The organism is Actinoplanes sp. NPDC023714 (genome assembly GCF_040639855.1).
GTDB lineage: Bacteria > Actinomycetota > Actinomycetes > Mycobacteriales > Micromonosporaceae > Actinoplanes.
Map to the genome: position 1 here is coordinate 364,527 of NZ_JBFAAR010000006.1, position 16,652 is coordinate 381,178.

The following is a 16,652-nucleotide window of genomic DNA, read 5'->3' on the forward strand; positions in this document are numbered from 1 at the left end:
TCCCGCCGGCGGGGTGGGGATCGGGAGGGGACTCAGAAGTAGACGTCCTCGTGTGCCTTCTCGTACGAGCGGATCTCCTCGAAGCGGCCGGCCAGCGCCAGCCGTGCCCAGGACGGGTTGGCGAGCAGGATTCGGCCCACGGCCACGAGGTCGAACTCGCCCTGATCGAGACCGGACTCGAGGCGTTGGCGGTGGGCGAAGTCGGAGCCGAGGGCGACCGAGCCGACCGTGATCGACGGCAGGCCGGTGAGGTGGCGGGCCCAGCCGGCCAGGTTGCGCGGCGAGCCGTCGAAGGCGGGCTCCCAGAAGCGGCGCTGCGAGGCGTGCAGCGCGTCCGCGCCGGCCGCCGCGAGGGGTTCGAGGAGCGCCGCCAGCTCGGCCGGGGAGGCCGCGATCCGGGCGGTGTAGTCGCGCTCCTTGAACTGCGAGAAACGTACGATCAAGGGCATCGCGGCCGGAAGCTGCGCACGGACCGCGCCCACCACCAGGGCCGGGAAGGCCGCCCGGCGGCCCGGTGTCCCACCGAAGGCGTCGGTGCGCCGGTTCGTCTCCGGCCAGAGGAACTCGTCGAGCAGGTAGCCGTGCGCCGCGTGGATCTCCACGGCGTCGAAGCCGGCTTCGACGGCGACCCGCGCCGACGCCGCGAACGCCTCCACGATGGTGTCGACGTCGGACACGGACATGGTCGACGGCGTCCACGACCAGCCCTCCCGCTCGCTGCCCAGATGCCAGAGCTGCGCGGCGATCCGGCCGCCGGCGGCGTGGACGGAATCGGTCACGTGCCGCCAGTGGGAGGGGTCGACCATCCGCGGCACCGTCGTCTCGTGGCTCGCGCTCGGATGCCCGACCAGGGTGCCCTCGGTGACGATGAGGCCGACGCCGTTCTCCGCGCGGCGGCGGTAGTAGTCCGCCACCTCGGCCGCCGGCACGCCGCCCGGCGAGCGGAACCGGGTCATCGGCGCCATCACGAGACGGTTCGGGAGGGTGAGCCCGCCGAGGCGGAACGGGGTTGTCAGCGTCATGCGGTCACGCTAAGACTTGACACCGATGTGAAGTTCAAGAGCGAGTGAGGTACGAGACATGCGGATCGGCGACCTCGCGGCGGCGACCGGGGCGAGTGCCCGTTCGCTGCGCTACTACGAGGAGCAGGGCCTGCTCGCGAGCGAGCGCAGCCCGGGCGGCCAGCGCGGCTATCCGGAGGCCGCGGTCGAGCGGGTCGGGCTGATCCGCTCGCTGCTCGCCGCCGGCCTGACCAGCGCGTCCATCCGCGACGTGCTGCCCTGCGTGGCCGACGAGACGATCCGCACGCCCTGGCTCGCCGCCCGCCTCGACGACGAGCTCACGCGCGTCGAGAGCCAGATCGCCGACCTGCATCGCACCCGCGACATCCTGACCGGTCTCATCGAGAGATACAAGATCAACGGTACGGGGGGAAGCGTCCCGCCAGAGCCTCGGCCGTGACCGGGCCGGCGAGTTTCTCGTACGCGATCGGGTCGGTGATCACCCGCCAGGTGTGGAAGTCCTGGCGCAGCGAGCCGAACGCCGCCTTGTACCGGAACAGCGAGTCGTCCGAGCCGCCCAGCCCGCCGCCGATGTGGAAGACCCGGTTGCCCCGGTCCCGGCCCCAGAGCCGCACCTCGTGGTAGAGCAGCTTGTCCGCCCACCAGATGTGCCCGTCCCGGGTGGACTGGAGATGGGTGTGCATGATCCCGCCGTGCGAGAAGAACAGGTTGCCGCCCAGGACCGAGCCCTCGTGCCGGGCCACCGCCAGGTGCAGCGAGGAGCCGAGCGCCGCGCGCAGCCGGTGGAAGTGGTCGCGCTCGAAGAAGTAGAAGTCGGTGGCGCCGACCCGCCGCATCGTCGCGTGATACGTCGAGATCCACTCGTCGAGCAGCGACCAGTCGTCGAAGACGATCTCGACCCCGGCCCGCTTCGACTTGTTGATCTGGTTGCGGTGGGTCCGGTGCGTCTCGGTCCACATCTGCTCCGGTGACAGCGTCAGATCGATGCCGACGGTCTCGCCGTGCCGCACCACCGTGCCGACCCTCTCCAGGGAGACGGTCGGCGCCGGCAGCAGCGGGTGCAGCCGGACGAACGCGGTGATCGCGTCGTGGCAGCGCAGCAGCTCCGTCATGGCCCGGGCCGCGCGGGCCCAGAACCCGGTGTTCGCCGGGGAGAGGTCGCTGATCGGGCCGGGGTAGCCGTACGGCGAGACGGCGTCCCGCAGCCCGGTGTCCGGGATGGTCCGCAGCACGAGGGGGACCAGCAGGACGTGGTCGGCCTCGTCGTACCGGAAGGCGGCCGGCGTCCCACCGGACAGCTGGGCGTCGAGTTCGACGTATTTCGGCAGGTGGTAGACGTCGTGGTCGGTACGCGCGAGCGCGTCGGCCCACGCCGTGTCGCCGGGTTCCAGTAGGGCGCCTTCGGCCATCGGTCATCCCTTCGCTGGTCAGCCTTACCGCGCAGTGCGGACTAGTATCCACTGCGGGGTAGTGCCTACTGCGGACTAGTCTGTTAAGTGGGCTAGATTTGAGCTGGGGCTATGCGGTGATCAGTGGAGGGCGGCGCCGGGCACGACTCGACCGCCGCGCCGACAGTGTCCATCGCAGCACCGTGCGCGGCACCCGGCTCTGCGTCGTCATGTGCAGCAGATACCGCCAGGCCGGATACTCGCCACGCCGGTTGGACAGGGCGTAGGAGAACTGCTTGGCGGGCAGATCCGCGTACTCGGGAAGCCGCTCGAACCAGGCGCTGCTCGCCCGCGCCGCCTTCTGCAGCGGCGCCATCGCCGCCTTGCGGCGGTGCTCGTACCGTTCCAGGGCCACCGGTAGAGGATCTCCCGAGGAGATCGCCGACGCCAGGGCCATGGCGTCCTGCATGGCCAGCTTCGTGCCGGAGCCGATCGCGAAGTGCGTGGTGTGCGCGGCGTCGCCCATCAGCACCACGTTGCCGTGGTCCCAGCGCTGCGCGGTGACCCGGCGGAAGTTCAGCCAGCCGGTGCCGCCGACCTCGGCGCGGTGGTCGATGAGCGGCTGCCCGTTCAGGTGGTCCGCGAAGATCTCCTCGAGCCGCGCGGTGCCCTGCCGGGCGTCGAGCGTGTCGAAGCCGAGCCGCGACCAGGTGGACGGCTGGCACTCCACGATGAACGTGCTGCGGTCGCCGGCGAACGGGTACGCGTGGTACCAGATCCAGCCGGCCGGCGTCTTCTCGAAGCCGAACGTGAAGGTGTCGAAGACGTGCGGGGTGCCGAGCCAGATGTACTTGTTCGACGCGGTCTCGACCTCGGCGCCGAAGTGCGCGGCGTCCGCGTCCCGGATCCGGCTGCGGGCGCCGTCGCAGGCCACCACGAGGTCGGCCGGGGGCAGTGCCGCGAGGTCGCCGAGCTCGTCGGACCAGCTGATCCGCACGCCGAGCTCGGCGGCCCGCTCGCCGAGGATCTCGAGCAGCCGGTGCCGGCCCAGGCTGAAGCCGTACCCGGCCAGGTGGCTGACCGGTTTGCCGGTGGCGCGCACCTCGTACTCGTCCCACTTGCGGGCCGATTCCCAGATCCGCTCGGCGCTCACCGGGTCGTGCCGGAACAGGTCGTCGAGCAGGTCGTCCCAGAAGACCACGCCCCAGCCCCAGGTGACGCCGGCCGGGTTGCGCTCCAGCACGGTGATCTCGTGGCTCGGGTCGGCCAGTTTCGCCAGCACCGCGAAGTAGAGGCCGGCGGGTCCGCCTCCGACGCAGGTGATCCGCATGGCGCGCTCCTATCGGTAGGCCGGGAAGGTGGCGGTCAGGTCGTCCGGATCGGCCTGCGGCCGATGCTGCCGCGCCAGGGCGCGGTAGGCGTCCGGGTCGGCGATCACGCGCCAGGTGTGGAAGGGGTGCCGGCGCGGGGAGAACCCCGCCTTGTACGAGAAGAGCGAGTCGTTCGCGCCGCCCTTCCCCCCGCCCAGGTGGAACACCTCGTCGCCGCGGCCCTTGCACCAGCGGCGGACCTCGTCGTAGAGCATCTCGTCGGCGTAGCGCTTCGGCGCCCGGCGGGTGGACGAGACGTAGCCGGTGGCGATCCCGTCGTACTCGAAAAAGGTGTTGCCGCCGACCACCTCGTCACCCTCCAGCGCCACGGCGAGGTGCATCCGGTCGCCGACCGCGTCGTGCAGCGCCGCGAGGTGCTCCCGGGTGAAGAAGTAGTAGTCGGTCGCGCCGACCCGCCGCATGTTGTCGTGGTAGACCTCGACCCACTCGCCGAGCCGGTCCCAGTCGTCGAAGACCACCCGGGTGCCGGCCCGCCGGGCCCGGTTGATGTGGTTGCGGTGGTCGCTGCGGGTCTGGCTCCACATCTCGTCGAGGCTCACCGTCAGGTCCATCGACACGGTCTCCCCGTGGTGGACCATCGCCCCGGCCGCCGCCATCGCCGGCACCGGGCCGCCGAGCAGCGGGTGCATCCGGATGAACGCGGAGACGATGCCCTCCCCGCGCATCGTCTCCACGAAGGCCGCGCAGGCGGGCTCCCAGAACGCGGCGTCCCCCGGCGCCGCGTCGCTGACCGGTCCCGGATACCCGTACGGCGAGATCGCGTCCCGCAGCGCCGAGCCGGGGATCGGCCGCACGATCAGCGGGATCAGCAGCCGGCGCCCGTCCCGCTCGAACCAGAACGCCGCGGGCGCGCCGCCGTAGAGCCTGGCGTCGAGGACGACGTACTCCGGCACGTGGTACATGTCGTGGCCGACGTGGTGCAGGGTCTCCTTCCACTCGCGCGCTGAGGGCTCCAGCAGGCATGCCGTCATGGTGTCTCCTTCCGCGCCTCACCCACGCAGCAAGCGGGCGTTGAGCGCCATGTTCGCGGCGAACTGATCGTTCACCACCTGGTGTTTCTCCAGCCGCAGCTGCACGGCCGGGTCGTAGCGGCCCAGCTTCACGAAGCCGTCGGCGAACCAGCCGTTGTCGCTTCCGGTGCCGTCCACGTAGGCGTGGTAGGTCGGGCCGCCCGGCCAGACCACCTTCAGGGTTCCGCTGAACGCCGCCATGTCGGCGTCGGTCCAGAAGCTGCCGCGGTCGCGCGCCTCCACGACGTACGCGATGACGCCGTTGCCGTGGCCGGCGTCCTGGCCGGGCCGCTTCGCCGAGTCCCAGACGTCGCTCCAGAAGTACGCGGTCGGGTCGGCCGGGCTGCGCCGCAGCTGGTTGCGCAGCCGCTCGGCGATCGTCGTGGTGACCGTGGTGTACCGCGCCCGGCGGTCGGCGTCGCCGGTGAGCCGGGACAGGTTCAGCGCGATCAGCGCCCAGTGCGACGCCATGTGCGTGCGCTCGCGGTAGATCGTGTCGTCGGCGCCGCGCTCGTACCACTTCTCGAAGACGTCCACCTCGGCGAAGGCGAGCAGCCGGTCGTACCGGGCGCGGTAGCCGGCGTCGGCCCAGACGCCCGGGTCGTCGCGGATCGCGGTGAGCAGCGAGGTGGCGTACCGCCAGAAGTAGCTCTCGTAGAGCGGGACCTCGTCGCCGTCCTCGCCGGACTTGCTCGACGCCCACCCGCGGTAGCCGTCCTTGAACCCGCTCTCCTTCAGCGACGACGACGGTCGCGCCGACCCGGCCACGTTCTCGGTGAAGGTCAGCGCGCGGTCGAGGTAGCGGCGCTGGCCGGTGGCGCGGAACATCGCCACGCAGGAGTCCACGTCGTACGACAGGTCGTAGTGGTCGCGGCTGTCGGTGGACCGGCTCAGCGGCAGGCCGTGCCGGTACTGATAGTCCCAGCTCTTCTGGAACACGGATGCCCAGTAGGCCACCGGCTTCACCTTGAGCCGGTCCTGCGTCGAGGGCGCCGCGGCGGGCATCGGGTCATGGATCTCCGGGACGCCGGGGTCCCGGACGGCGGTGTGCGCCGCGGCCGTGCCGGCCAGGACCACCGCGCCGGCGCCCAGCAGCAGGAGGTTGCGTCTCTTCATCGCCGCACCGGCTCTCGTTCTCTCATGACCGGTACAACACCGGCGGGCGGCGCCGGGGCGCGGGGCAGGGCGGCCGCCGCCGCGAGCGCCGCGAAGATCCAGGCGAGCCGGGAGTCGTAGTAGTCGCCGGAGAAGAGGCTGCTCAGCGCCACGAAGACGGCCGCCGCCACGCAGAGGCCGGTGAGCTGGGGACGGGCGCCGCCGCGGAAGACCAGCCGGGTCCAGAGCACGATCGCGGTGGCGAGCAGGCCGAGACCGATCACGCCGCCCTCGGCCGCGACCCCGAGCACGTAGTTGTGCGGGTACTCCACCATCTGGTTCACGCCGATCGCGCCGTAGAAGCCGTCCAGGCCGGCCCCGGCGACCGGGCGGTCCAGGAAGAGGTTCCAGGCCGCGGCCCAGATCGAGGTGCGGTCGGAGAGGTACTGCTCCTGGACGGTCTGCTCGACGAACCGCTCCTGGAACAGGCTGGTGAACTCGGGCGGGGAGAACGCCCACAGCGCCGCGACCACAGCGGTCAGCAGCAGGGCGGCCGCCGCGACCGGGCCGGCCCGGAGCCGGTGGCGCAGCTTGAGCAGGGCGTACCCGCCGACGGCCATCCCGGCGAGCAGCCCGGCCCGGGAGCCGGAGAGCACCGCGGCCAGCAGGAACAGCGGCGTGACCAGCAGCGGCAGGATCCGGCCGGTCAGCATGTGCAGCGCCACCGCGGCGATCACGCCGAGGATCTGGATCCGGACGAAGACGTTCGGGCCGCCGCCGAACGCGGAGTACCGGCCCTGCTCGCCGGGACCGCTGACCAGCAGCGCCTGGAGCGCGAACACGATCGCCACGAGGAAGGTGAGCAGGAAGATCGTGCGGACGGCCGGCTCCGGGTCGCTCACGGCGTACGCATAGAAGGCCAGGACCAGCACGCCCAGCAGGACCAGGTCGAGGGTCTGCGGGCCGATCCGCGAAGCGGGCGGCGCCCAGAGCGCCGAGCCGATCTGGAAGACGAAGAACAGGATCGCCGCGAGCAGCCAGCCCTCCCGCCGGACGGGCCGGTCCGGCAGCGGCGGGCGGCGGGCCAGGTCGATCGCGAGCAGCACGACGCCGATGATCAGGCCGATCACCCGCAGGTCCACCCAGGCCAGTTCGACGAGACCGGCCCGGTCGAGGGTGTACCGGCCGCCGATCGTCACCAGGACCAGCACGAGTCCCGGCGCGAGGAAGGCCTTCGTCGTCACTCCTTGACCACCCGGGTCGCGACCAGGGCGAAGATCAGGCAGGCGCCGTAGCCGAGCAGCGAGCCGTAGGCCGCGCCGAGGATGCCGATCTTCGGGATGAGCAGCACGTAGGCGGCGAAGCTGACCACGAACCCGGCGATCTCCGCGGCCGAGACGAGACCGCCGTGCCCCTTGGCGATCAGCAGGCCGAGGCTGACCCGGGAGATCGCGTAGAGGCCGGCCGCCACCACGAGCGGCAGCACGATCGCCTTGGCCGGCGCGTAGTGGTGCCCGAAGACCGGCTCGATCAGCAGGTAGAGGCCGCCGGCCACGAGCGGCACCACGATCACGACGTAGACGGCGGCGGCCATCACGATCCGGGTGGCCTGGAGCGTGCCCTCCCGGTGGGAGGCGCGCCAGCGGCCCAGGCGCGAGTCGGCGTAGGCCCGGATCGGCCAGGCCAGCAGCTCGGTCATGGTGGCGACCGAGGCGTAGAGGCCGAGCGCCGCGGTGGAGGCGAGCGCCGGGATGACCAGGCGGTCCACCCGCAGCATCGCCATGTTCGACAGGGCGGCCGGGAAGAGCGCGAGGCCCTCCCGGCGGACCAGGCGGTTCTGACCGGGAACGATCGGGGTGGCGTCCGGCGCGGGCGGCAGCCGCAGCCAGATCACCACGTAGACGAGGGTGGGCGCGGCGCCGGCCACGAGATAGGCCAGGAACCAGGTCTCCGGGTGCGCGGCGCCCGTCACGTAGAGGCCGATCAGCATGGCGAGCAGCAGCACCGCCTCGATCACCCGGCACAGCAGGAAGTCGCCGACCCGGCCGGCCGCGATCGCGATGGAGCGGGTGGCCAGCCCGGCGGCCTCGATCAGCGCGTACCAGGCCAGCATGCCGATGATCACCGGGCCGGGGCTGAGCCGCTGCGGCGCGACCAGCGCATAGATCACCGCGCCGCCGAGGAAGAGCAGTCCGGGTACGGCGAGGAGCCGTGCGTACGCGCGGACCGCCGGACCCGGGGCGACGTTGTGGTAACTCGCCACGAAACTGCGCTCGGTGCCGAGAAGCAGCACCTGCGTGGCGAGGTACACCACCTGCAGCATGAGGGCGACCTCGCCGCGGTGGGTGGGTGTGAGCGAGCGGACCATCAGGATGTTCGCGGTGAAGGCGACCCCGCCGGTCAGCACCTGGGAGGCGAGGAGCTGGATGTACGGCTCCCGCAGCATCCCCAGGAGCCAGGACGACGGCGCCTTCGCCTCCTGCTGTCGAACCCGCAGCTCACTCACTCTTCGGGCTCTTCCCTCTGGGTGGGCACCTCCGCGGGCGGGGAGGTGGAGACCGGTGCGGATCCCTTCACGATCTCGGGCTTCGGCTCCTCCTTGACCACGCGGGCGCGGCCCCGGGCCGTGCCGACCGGCGGCAGCGAGACGAAGGTGTCCTCCATCCGGTGCTGCGGCGGGAGCAGGCCGATCTCGTCGAGGCCGGGCTGCACCTCGGCGACCACCTCGTGCCAGTCCTTGCCGGTCGGCAGCGTGCGGGGCAGCGCGTTGAGCACCGCGCCGGCCAGCCGGGCGCCGACCCGCTGGAGCAGGTCCATCGACTTCTCCACCTCGGCGGCGCGGGTGTGGTTCGCCCGAACCACCAGCAGCGCGCTGTCGGTGACCTGGCCGATCACCGCGGCGTCGGCCACGCCGTGCAGGGCCGGGGAGTCGACGAGCACGATGTCGAAGCGCTCGGTGAGGGTGCGCACGGTGGCGCCGAGCCGCGGCGAGGCGAGGATCTCGCCGGGGTCGCGGGTGTGCTCGCCGGCCGGCAGCACGGTGACCCGGCCGCCGAGCGAGCTCTGCAGCACGTCGGGCACCTTGGCGTCGCCGGTCAGCACCTCGGCGAGGCCCACCGAGGACTCCAGATCGAGGTAGCGGGCCAGGCCCGGCGTCCGCAGGTTGGCGTCGACCACGGCGACCCGGGCCCCCGTCTCGGCCATCGCTATGGCCAGCCCGCAGGTCACCGCGGTGGTGCCCTCCCGCCGGCCGGAGCCGGTGAGCAGCACCGAGCGGCCCCGGCCCGGCCCGCGGTGCGGGTCGGCGAGGTCGGGGAGCAGGCTGCGCAGCCGCCGGAAGGCCTCGGCGAGCGCCTGGTCCGGGTCGCCGGTGCGCCGGTTGCCGATCGAGATGGTGCCGACCGTGCCGAGGCCGAGCCGGCGCAGGTCCTCCTCCTCGGCGACGGTCTTGGCGGTGGCCTCCCGGACCGCCACCGCGATCGCGCCGATCAGCAGGCCCAGCACGGCGGCGAAGCCGATGTTGCGGGCCAGGCCGTCCGGCTCCTCGGCGGTGACCGCGTCCTGCACGATCGAGATGGCCGGGGCCGGGCCGTCGCCGGTGTTCGCCCGGCCGATCTGCCGGGCCAGGCTGACCAGCACCGAGGCGCCGGTCGTGACGATCCGCCGGCTGCGCTCCGGGTCGGCGTCGACGGCCGAGATCTGCAGCAGGTCGGTGCCCTCCTTCACCTGCGCGGAGAGGCTCTTCTGCACCTGGTCGGCGGTCACCTCGTCGCCGAGCCGGTCGACCACGCCGTTCGCCACCCGCGGGCCGGTCAGCAGGGCGATGTACGAGTTGAGCCGGCGGGCGTCGGCATCCGGGTCGCCGCTCCCGCCGGTCACGAAGACGATCATCGAGGACTTGTAGGAGGGCGGGCCGGTCACGGTCAGGCCCGCCGCCACGACGATCGCGAGCAGCACCGGCACCAGCAGCCAGAGCCATCGGCGCCGGCAGGCCCGGACGTACGCACGCAGTTCCACGCTGTCTCCCCGCCCTACGCTGTTGTCGCTGATCGTGTGAGAACCCGCTCGAAGTCGTCGAAGAGCAGGTCGCGGGAGAACCGCTCGACGGCGAGCCGGTGCGCGGCCTCGCGCGCCCTCTTCAGCCACAGCTCGTCGCGCAGGTGCCGGACCAGCAGCGACGCGGCCTCCTCGTGGTTCTCCGGGTCGAGGACCAGGCCGGCGCCGGTCTCCCGGAGCAGGTCGGCCTGCCAGCCGCCGTAGTTGATGGCGATCGGGCGGGAGGCGGCGAGCGCGTCGAAGAACTTGTTCGCGGAGTTGTCCCAGAGGCCGCGGATCGGCCGGACGAAGCTGGTCGACATGGTGGCCGCGCCGAGGATGACCGGCAGCTCCGACTTGGGGACCTTCTCCCACATGTGGACCACGCCGCCGAGCTTCAACCGGGCCGCGAGGTCCTTCGTCGGCTCCCATTCCTTGCCGTGGCCGACGATCAGCACGCGGATGTCCGGGTCGAGCTCGTGCATCCTGGCCGCGGCCCGGACCAGGTATTCGACGCCGTTCACCGCGCCGAGGGCTCCGGTGTAGACGATCAGTGGCCGATCGCCGAGCCAGTCGTGCCGCGCCCGGAAGTCCGCGATCTCCCGGGATCCGACCCGGAACAGGTCGATGTCGGCCGCGTTCGGGATCACCGTCGTGCGCGTGCGCGGCCGGCGGGCCGTCACCCCGGCGGCCATGCCGGGGGAGAGGGCGATCACCTCGGCGGCGTTGCGGTAGGCGAAGTCGGCCAGCGCGCCGGCCAGGCCGCGGGCCACCGGGTTGCGCAGCGCGCCCATCTCGATCGGCACCTCGGGCCAGAGGTCGCGCACCTCGAAGACGAACGGCGCCCGGCGCAGCTTCGCGGCGATCACGCCCGGCACCGCGACGGTGAGCGGGGTGCTGGTGGCGAAGACCAGGTCGGCCTTCAGCCGGGCGGCCTTCGCCGCGGCGAGCACCATGAACTCGCCGAAGGCGCGCAGCCGCCGGGCATAGGACATGTTGTTCGAGTACGGGACGCGGAACCAGTGGACGCGGACGCCGTCGTCCTCGGTCACCTTCCAGCCCAGCGCGCGGTCGCCGGGCGTGATGTCGGTGGTGATCACGTCGACCGTGTGGCCGCGGGCGACGAGCCGGCGGGCCTGCTCGTACGAGCGGATCCCGCCGGCCATCGCGGGATTGCAGTAGTACTGATGGATGTAGACGATGTGCATCCCGGTCAGCCCTTCTCCAGCGCTTCTCGGACGGCGGTGACCACGCGCTCGCGATCGTGGCCGGTCAGGGCGGAACCGCTGGGCAGGCAGAGCCCGCGGTGGAACAGGTCGGCGCTGACCTCGCCGCCGCGCATCACGCAGTCCTGGAAGACCGGCTGGAGGTGCATCGGCTTCCAGGCCGGGCGGGCCTCGATGTCGTGCCGGGCCAGCCCGGCGATGATCCGGTCGCGCTGCTCGCTCCCGTCGGTCAGCACGCAGGTGAGCCAGTGGTTGGGTTCGCCGTACGGCGCGATCGGCATGAACGTCAGGTCGGGCAGCGCGCGCTGGTAGTGGCGGAACGTCTCGCGCCGGGCGGCGATCATCTGCGGGAGCCGCTGGAGCTGTCCCCGGCCGACCGCGGCGAGCAGGTTGCTGAGGCGGTAGTTGTAGCCGACGGTGCGGTGCTCGTAGTGCGGGACCGGCTCGCGGGCCTGGGTGGCGAGGTGCCGGGCCTGCTTCGCCATCCGGCCGTCGTCGGTCACCAGCATCCCGCCGCCGCCGGTGGTAATGATCTTGTTGCCGTTGAACGACAGGACGCCGGCCAGGCCGAACGAGCCGGCCGGGCGGCCCTGGTAGGTCGCGCCGAGCGCCTCCGCGGCGTCCTCGATCAGCGGCACGCCGTAGCGGTCGCAGGCGGTGAGCAGAGGCTCGTAGTCGGCGCACTGCCCGTACATGTCGACGGCGATGACGGCCCGGGGCAGCCCGCCCCGCTCGGCCCGGGCGCGCAGCTCCTCGGCGATCAGCGCGGGGTCGACGTTCCAGCTGGCCGGCGTGCTGTCCACGAAGACCGGGCGGGCGCCCAGGTAGGTCACCGCGTTGGCGCTCGCGGCGAACGTGAACGACGGGACCAGCACGGTGTCGCCGCGCCGCACCCCGGCGCCGATCAGCGCGAGGTGCAGCGCCGCCGTGCCGCTGGCCAGCGCGACCGCGTGCCGGACGCCGACCGCCGCGGCGACCTGCTCCTCGAAGGCGTCCAGGTCGGGGCCGACCGGCGCCACCCAGTTGGAGTCGAACGCCTGGAGCAGCAGCTTGCGCTCCAGGTCGCTGACGTCGGGCGGGGAGAGGTGGATGCGCGCGTCAGTCATGGACCCGGGTCCTCACTGCCATGATCGGCCAGGCCGGGTGCAGGCCCTGGCGGCGGATGCACGCCGGGGAGTCGCCCGGGTGCATGGCCGGGCGCAGGGTGCTGGCGAAGCTGCGGTACCCGGCCTCCCGCGCGATGCGCACGTCCCGCTCGCGGTAGTCGACGGCGGGATGGCCGTAGGGCGCGGCGAAGTCGCGGACCTCGGCGCCGAGCTCGTCCTCGATCTCGCGCTTCGAGTCGACGATCTCCCGGGCCGCGGTCTCGTCGTCCTGGTCGGCGAGGCGGTGGTGGGTCACCGTGTGCGAGCCGAACCGGAAGCCGGCGGCCGCGAGCTCGCGGCAGTCGGCCCAGGTCAGGTTGCCGGGCCGGCCGACCATCCCGGAGGTCAGGAAGAACATGGCCGGCACCTTCATCTCCAGCAGGATCGGCGCGGCCACGTCGCGCCAGCTCGGGTGCGCGTCGTCGAAGGAGAGGCAGAACATCGGGCCGGTCAGCGGCTTGTCGCCGGACAGCACCGCGAGCGCGTCGTCCCAGTCGAGCATCGGTCCGATCGCCTGCAGGGTGCGCAGGTGGTGACGCAGGTCGGCGGCGTACTGCGGGAGCACGTCGTGGTAGAACGGGAAGTAGAGGCCCGGCGCGCTGGGCAGGCGGCGGAGGAGGCCGGCGGGCGCCAGGATCCGGCCCTGCGTCCGGGGGCGCGCCCGGAGCCGGCTGCGCAGCCCGAGCTCGTTCAGGCGTTTCTTCAGCGCCGTGGGCGGATGCATGGTCCCCCTCTTGATCTCGACCACGAAGGGCCACGGCGCTGACGAAGCCCCGCGGCTCTCACCCACGATGGCAAATGCGTGGAGATCACGGCAGTAGCAATTGTCATAATGAACGCGAGTAATATTCACGTGAATGGGGAATGGTCCGAACGGGTCATTGTGGAATGGACGCGCGCGTGGGCACCATCCCTCCGCGGCGCCTATTTCGATCGGGGATACCGAAATCATGCTTCGACTGCGACGGGTGGAGCCGAGCGAGGCCCTCATCCGCGACCGTGCCGGTTACCACGACCGGCTGATCTTCCACACTCCCGAGTGGCTGGCGTTCGTCGCCGAGTGCCAGAACGCCGAGCCGGTGCTCGCCACGGTGCACGACGGCGACACCCCGGCCGGCCACTTCACCGGGCTGATCACCAGGAAGTACGGGCTGCGCATCCTGGGCAGCCCGATGGCCGGGTGGACCACCTCCTACGTGGGATTCAACCTGCGCCCGGAGGTGTCCCGGCGGCGGGCGCTGGAGGCCCTCGTGCCGTTCGCCTTCGACGAGCTCGGTTGCGCGCACCTGGAGATCCGCGACCGCGGGCTGACCGAGGCCGACCTCGGCGGGCTCGGCCTGCAGTGGGACGCCGCGCCGACCGCGGTGATCGATCTGCGGCCGGACGAGGACGCGCTCTTCGGCGCGATGGCGAGCGCGTGCCGGCGCAACATCCGCAAGGCCGCGAAGTCCGGTGTGGTGATCGAAGAGGTGCACGGCGATCCCGCATTCGCCGACGAATTCTACGATCAATTACGGGACGTATTCGCGAAGCAGAATCTGGTTCCCACCTATTCGGTGGAAAGAGTGAAGTCGTTGATCCGTCACTTGGAACCGGAGGGGCGGATCCTGCTGCTGCGGGCCCGGGACGCCGACGGCCGGTGCGTCGCCACGGCGGTGCTGCCCTGGTACCACCGGACCATGTACTTCTGGGGCGGCGCGAGCTATCGGGAGCATCAGCACCTGCGGCCCAACGAGACCCTGATCTGGCACGCGCTGCGCTGGGCGAAGGAGCGCGGGGTCACCGAGTTCGACTTCGTGGGCGGCAACGCGTACAAGCAGAAGTACGGCACCACCGAGGTCGCGGTGCCGTGGGCGCGGCGGTCGCGGTCGCCGCTCGTGGCGCGGCTGCGGGACGCGGCGAAGCAGGGGTTCGCGCTGAAGCAGCGCACCGCGGCGCGGCTCACCGGCGCGCGATCGGGATCCTAGCGGCAGCCCCGGAGACGAGTGCGGCCCCGGGAACGACGAAGCCGCGCGCCCGGTCCGCCGACCGGGCGCGCGGCCCATCCTCCACCCGGCCGAGCCGCCGCGGGGCCGGGTGGATCCGTAACGTCAGTTCACCTCCGGGCGGCGGAGAGCCGCTCCCGGATGTAGTCGCTGCTCGCCGTGGCGCCGGCCGGGTCGCCGTGCCGGCCGTAGGGCGTCACGTAGACCGGGCTGTCCCGCTGGGTGCGCCAGTTCTCGGCGAGCGGGCCCGCGTCCACCACGTCGTAGCCGATGCTGTCGACGAACTCGGCCACCTGCTTCTTCGCCACGTCGTCGTCGCCCGCGACGGGCAGCGCCGAGCGCTCGGGGGAGCCGGCCGGGCGGGCCAGCGAGCGCAGGTGCTCGAACCAGATGTTGTTGAAGCCCTTCACGACCTTCGCGCCGGCGAAGTGCTTCTGGACGAGCTCGCCGGTCGTCGCCGAGCCGTTCTCCAGCTCCTCGATGCGGCCGTCGCGCTCGGGGTAGTAGTTGGTCGTGTCGATCAGGACCTTGCCGTCCAGCGGGGCCGCCGGGATGTCGCCGTACGCCCCCATCGGCACCGTGACCACCACGATGTCGCCGGCCGCGGCGGCCTCGGCCGGGGTGCCGGCGCGGGCGTTCGGGCCGAGCTCGGCGATGAGGGGCGCGAGGGTTTCGGGACCGCGGGAGTTGCTGAGCACCACGGTGTGGCCGGCCGCCACCGCGAGGCGCGCCACGGTGCTGCCGATGTTCCCGCTGCCGATGAGTCCGATCGTCGTCATGACAGCGCGAACCTCCCGCGGTCCCGGTGGATTCCGATCATGGGGGGACCGTGACCGGAGGCACACCTCCGCTAAGCCGAGCGGAGGTGTGCCGAGCGGGGTGTGCCGAGCGGGGTGTGCCGGGCTCGCTCCGGGTCAGTCGCGGGGGGCGCCGGCCCAGGTGGCGGTCTCGTACGGGGCGATGACCATGGCGCAGACCGGGTCGCTCTCGCAGACCACGCCGTGCACCACGAAGTCGGGGTCGGTGAAGCCCTCCTCGTGCCCGCGGATCAGGTCGCGGAGGCTGTTCTTGATCGCCTGGGTGACGTACCCCTCGCTGGTGCCCTCGTGCTCGACGAAGAGCCCGCCCTTGCCGTCGAGGCGCTGCACCCAGCCGATGCCGGCCCACGCCTGCTCGCCCGGCAGCGTCGCGTACTGGTCGGCGTAGACGCAGTACAGCTTGTCGCCCCACGCGCCGACCGGGACCGGGGCCTTGCCGGTCGCGTCGACCGACGTGCCGGGCGGGATGACGCTGGAGAGCCGAACCAGGTTGTAGACGGCGAGGTCGGCGTTGACCAGGGCGTCGTGGAAGGCGGACAGGGTCGTGGTGCCCTGGCCGGTCACCTTGACGACGGGGATCTGGTCGTAAACCGCGGAGCTACGCACGTGTTTCTACCGGCCTCTCGAGTCGTGTTGACTGTCTCGCGGGTACTTGTCGGCCGGGCGCCGCGGGACTGAAGGAGTCGGACCGGGGAATTTCAGAGGCGGTAGCTCATCCAGACGTTCGCCTCCCGGTAGACGCCCCGGTCGGCGGCCCGGTCCACGGTGAGCGGCGCCAGCCCGCCGGCGATCACGTAGTCGCCGGACTCGGGCAGCGGCAGGTCCAGCCACTTCTCCCACTCGGCGACCGTGCCGGTGACGGTCATCGCCGGGTCGGCGAGGCCGATCAGCTCGGCGCCGTGCCGCGCGTGCAGGCGCAGCCAGGGGTCGAACAGCTCGCCGTGCTCGGTGCGCCAGTTCAGGTACGCCGTCATCGGCGTGATCGGGTAGTCGGCCTTGCGGTGCGGCCGTACCGGGAGGATCAGCCGCCGGGCGCCGGCCCGCGCGGCGCTCCGCCGCAACGCCGTGATCAGCAGGCCGGCCGTCCCGGGCCGGTCGGCGCCGGGGGCCATGGTGATCGTCAGGGCGCAGACCTGATCGGTACGGCCGTCCTCCGTCACGAGCGCGGCCGCGGACCGCAGCGCGCCGTCCCAGCCGGCCGGCAGCGCCGATCCGATCATCGGCACCGAGAGCCCGGCGCCGATCAGCTCGTCGCCGTCGACGAGCAGGCTCTGGTGCTGCGGGGTGGCGAGCAGCAGCTCCGGCAGGTTGACGCCGTGCGCGGCCAGGCCGGCCAGCAGGAACGCCGGCCACCGCGCCTCCAGCAGGCCGGGGATCCGGGCGGCCAGCTCGGGCCGTTCCTCGAGGGTGACGATGGTGCTCGGCATGGAAAGCTCCTCAATCGCCCGTGTCGGACATTTCGGAGAAGGATTCTGCCGTCCGGCCCGGCGCCGGCGGCACCGCCGTTGATCCGCTTTCCGGACGATGATCGGCGTCG

General features: G+C 72.1%; 16 protein-coding genes. 2 read left to right on the plus strand and 14 right to left on the minus strand.

The window, feature by feature from the left end:
• Nucleotides 1-32: 32 nt before the first annotated feature.
• Nucleotides 33-1,022 (minus strand): 12-oxophytodienoate reductase, encoded by a 990-nt coding sequence (locus tag AB0G10_RS27310; protein WP_360927464.1) that lies wholly within the window; start codon nt 1,020-1,022, stop codon nt 33-35.
• 58 nt (nt 1,023-1,080) lie between these two features.
• On the opposite strand from AB0G10_RS27310, the gene AB0G10_RS27315 reads away from it, so the two are divergent.
• Complete coding sequence (locus AB0G10_RS27315; RefSeq protein WP_360927467.1) at nt 1,081-1,461, plus strand: MerR family transcriptional regulator; 381 nt, start codon at nt 1,081-1,083, stop codon at nt 1,459-1,461.
• Here AB0G10_RS27315 and AB0G10_RS27320 read toward each other — a convergent pair.
• From AB0G10_RS27320 to AB0G10_RS27365, 10 genes are all read right to left on the minus strand, one after another.
• Entirely contained in the window at nt 1,418-2,431 is a 1,014-nt protein-coding gene (locus tag AB0G10_RS27320; RefSeq protein ID WP_360927470.1) for a GNAT family N-acetyltransferase, read from the minus strand. The two genes, AB0G10_RS27315 and AB0G10_RS27320, sit on opposite strands and share 44 nt — an antisense overlap.
• Nucleotides 2,432-2,540: 109 nt before the next feature.
• Nucleotides 2,541-3,740, minus strand: coding sequence for an FAD-dependent monooxygenase (locus AB0G10_RS27325; protein WP_360927473.1), 1,200 nt, complete (start codon nt 3,738-3,740; stop codon nt 2,541-2,543).
• Nucleotides 3,741-3,749: 9 nt separating this feature from the next.
• Nucleotides 3,750-4,772 carry a GNAT family N-acetyltransferase gene (locus AB0G10_RS27330; protein ID WP_360927476.1) on the minus strand — a complete coding sequence of 341 codons (1,023 nt, stop codon included), beginning with the start codon at nt 4,770-4,772 and terminating at the stop codon, nt 3,750-3,752.
• A gap of 18 nt (nt 4,773-4,790) precedes the next feature.
• Nucleotides 4,791-5,927: a hypothetical protein gene (locus AB0G10_RS27335; RefSeq protein WP_360927479.1), complete on the minus strand. Its 1,137-nt coding sequence runs from the start codon at nt 5,925-5,927 to the stop codon at nt 4,791-4,793.
• Nucleotides 5,924-7,150, minus strand: a complete 1,227-nt coding sequence (locus tag AB0G10_RS27340; RefSeq protein WP_360927482.1) for an O-antigen ligase family protein — start codon at nt 7,148-7,150, stop codon at nt 5,924-5,926. The genes AB0G10_RS27335 and AB0G10_RS27340 overlap by 4 nt, the downstream gene beginning before the upstream one ends.
• A complete protein-coding gene (locus AB0G10_RS27345) occupies nt 7,147-8,412 on the minus strand; it encodes an NAD(P)H-quinone oxidoreductase (RefSeq protein WP_360927485.1) in 1,266 nt (421 codons plus the stop codon). The genes AB0G10_RS27340 and AB0G10_RS27345 overlap by 4 nt, the downstream gene beginning before the upstream one ends.
• Nucleotides 8,409-9,923, minus strand: coding sequence for a cellulose synthase operon protein YhjQ/BcsQ (locus tag AB0G10_RS27350; RefSeq protein WP_360927487.1), 1,515 nt, complete (start codon nt 9,921-9,923; stop codon nt 8,409-8,411). The genes AB0G10_RS27345 and AB0G10_RS27350 overlap by 4 nt, the downstream gene beginning before the upstream one ends.
• A gap of 14 nt (nt 9,924-9,937) precedes the next feature.
• Entirely contained in the window at nt 9,938-11,149 is a 1,212-nt protein-coding gene (locus tag AB0G10_RS27355; RefSeq protein ID WP_360927490.1) for a glycosyltransferase family 4 protein, read from the minus strand.
• Nucleotides 11,150-11,154: 5 nt separating this feature from the next.
• Nucleotides 11,155-12,273: an aminotransferase class I/II-fold pyridoxal phosphate-dependent enzyme gene (locus AB0G10_RS27360; protein WP_360927493.1), complete on the minus strand. Its 1,119-nt coding sequence runs from the start codon at nt 12,271-12,273 to the stop codon at nt 11,155-11,157.
• On the minus strand, nt 12,266-13,036 hold the full coding sequence (locus tag AB0G10_RS27365; RefSeq protein WP_360927496.1) for a polysaccharide deacetylase family protein: 771 nt from the start codon (nt 13,034-13,036) through the stop codon (nt 12,266-12,268). The genes AB0G10_RS27360 and AB0G10_RS27365 overlap by 8 nt, the downstream gene beginning before the upstream one ends.
• A 226-nt stretch (nt 13,037-13,262) precedes the next feature.
• Between AB0G10_RS27365 and AB0G10_RS27370 the strand changes: the two genes are divergently transcribed.
• Nucleotides 13,263-14,279, plus strand: coding sequence for a GNAT family N-acetyltransferase (locus AB0G10_RS27370; RefSeq protein WP_360927499.1), 1,017 nt, complete (start codon nt 13,263-13,265; stop codon nt 14,277-14,279).
• A gap of 128 nt (nt 14,280-14,407) precedes the next feature.
• Here AB0G10_RS27370 and AB0G10_RS27375 read toward each other — a convergent pair whose 3' ends face one another.
• The 3 genes from AB0G10_RS27375 to AB0G10_RS27385 form a co-directional block, all read right to left on the minus strand.
• Complete coding sequence (locus AB0G10_RS27375; protein ID WP_360927502.1) at nt 14,408-15,076, minus strand: NADPH-dependent F420 reductase; 669 nt, start codon at nt 15,074-15,076, stop codon at nt 14,408-14,410.
• Between the two features lie 135 nt (nt 15,077-15,211).
• Nucleotides 15,212-15,721 carry a pyruvoyl-dependent arginine decarboxylase gene (locus AB0G10_RS27380; RefSeq protein WP_360927505.1) on the minus strand — a complete coding sequence of 170 codons (510 nt, stop codon included), beginning with the start codon at nt 15,719-15,721 and terminating at the stop codon, nt 15,212-15,214.
• Between the two features lie 92 nt (nt 15,722-15,813).
• A complete protein-coding gene (locus AB0G10_RS27385; protein WP_360927508.1) occupies nt 15,814-16,542 on the minus strand; it encodes a hypothetical protein in 729 nt (242 codons plus the stop codon).
• Between the last annotated feature and the right edge of the window lie 110 nt (nt 16,543-16,652).

Bases quoted from the DNA above. Each gene is read 5' to 3' on its own strand.
- AB0G10_RS27365 (WP_360927496.1), bottom strand. From the start codon at position 13,036: ATGCATCCGCCCACGGCGCTGAAGAAACGCCTGAACGAGCTCGGGCTG.
- AB0G10_RS27375 (WP_360927502.1), bottom strand. From the start codon at position 15,076: ATGACGACGATCGGACTCATCGGCAGCGGGAACATCGGCAGCACCGTG.
- AB0G10_RS27315 (WP_360927467.1), top strand. From the start codon at position 1,081: ATGCGGATCGGCGACCTCGCGGCGGCGACCGGGGCGAGTGCCCGTTCG.
- AB0G10_RS27385 (WP_360927508.1), bottom strand. From the start codon at position 16,542: ATGCCGAGCACCATCGTCACCCTCGAGGAACGGCCCGAGCTGGCCGCC.
- AB0G10_RS27335 (WP_360927479.1), bottom strand. From the start codon at position 5,927: ATGAAGAGACGCAACCTCCTGCTGCTGGGCGCCGGCGCGGTGGTCCTG.
- AB0G10_RS27330 (WP_360927476.1), bottom strand. From the start codon at position 4,772: ATGACGGCATGCCTGCTGGAGCCCTCAGCGCGCGAGTGGAAGGAGACC.
- AB0G10_RS27310 (WP_360927464.1), bottom strand. From the start codon at position 1,022: ATGACGCTGACAACCCCGTTCCGCCTCGGCGGGCTCACCCTCCCGAAC.
- AB0G10_RS27355 (WP_360927490.1), bottom strand. From the start codon at position 11,149: ATGCACATCGTCTACATCCATCAGTACTACTGCAATCCCGCGATGGCC.
- AB0G10_RS27320 (WP_360927470.1), bottom strand. From the start codon at position 2,431: ATGGCCGAAGGCGCCCTACTGGAACCCGGCGACACGGCGTGGGCCGAC.
- AB0G10_RS27325 (WP_360927473.1), bottom strand. From the start codon at position 3,740: ATGCGGATCACCTGCGTCGGAGGCGGACCCGCCGGCCTCTACTTCGCG.
- AB0G10_RS27370 (WP_360927499.1), top strand. From the start codon at position 13,263: ATGCTTCGACTGCGACGGGTGGAGCCGAGCGAGGCCCTCATCCGCGAC.
- AB0G10_RS27360 (WP_360927493.1), bottom strand. From the start codon at position 12,273: ATGACTGACGCGCGCATCCACCTCTCCCCGCCCGACGTCAGCGACCTG.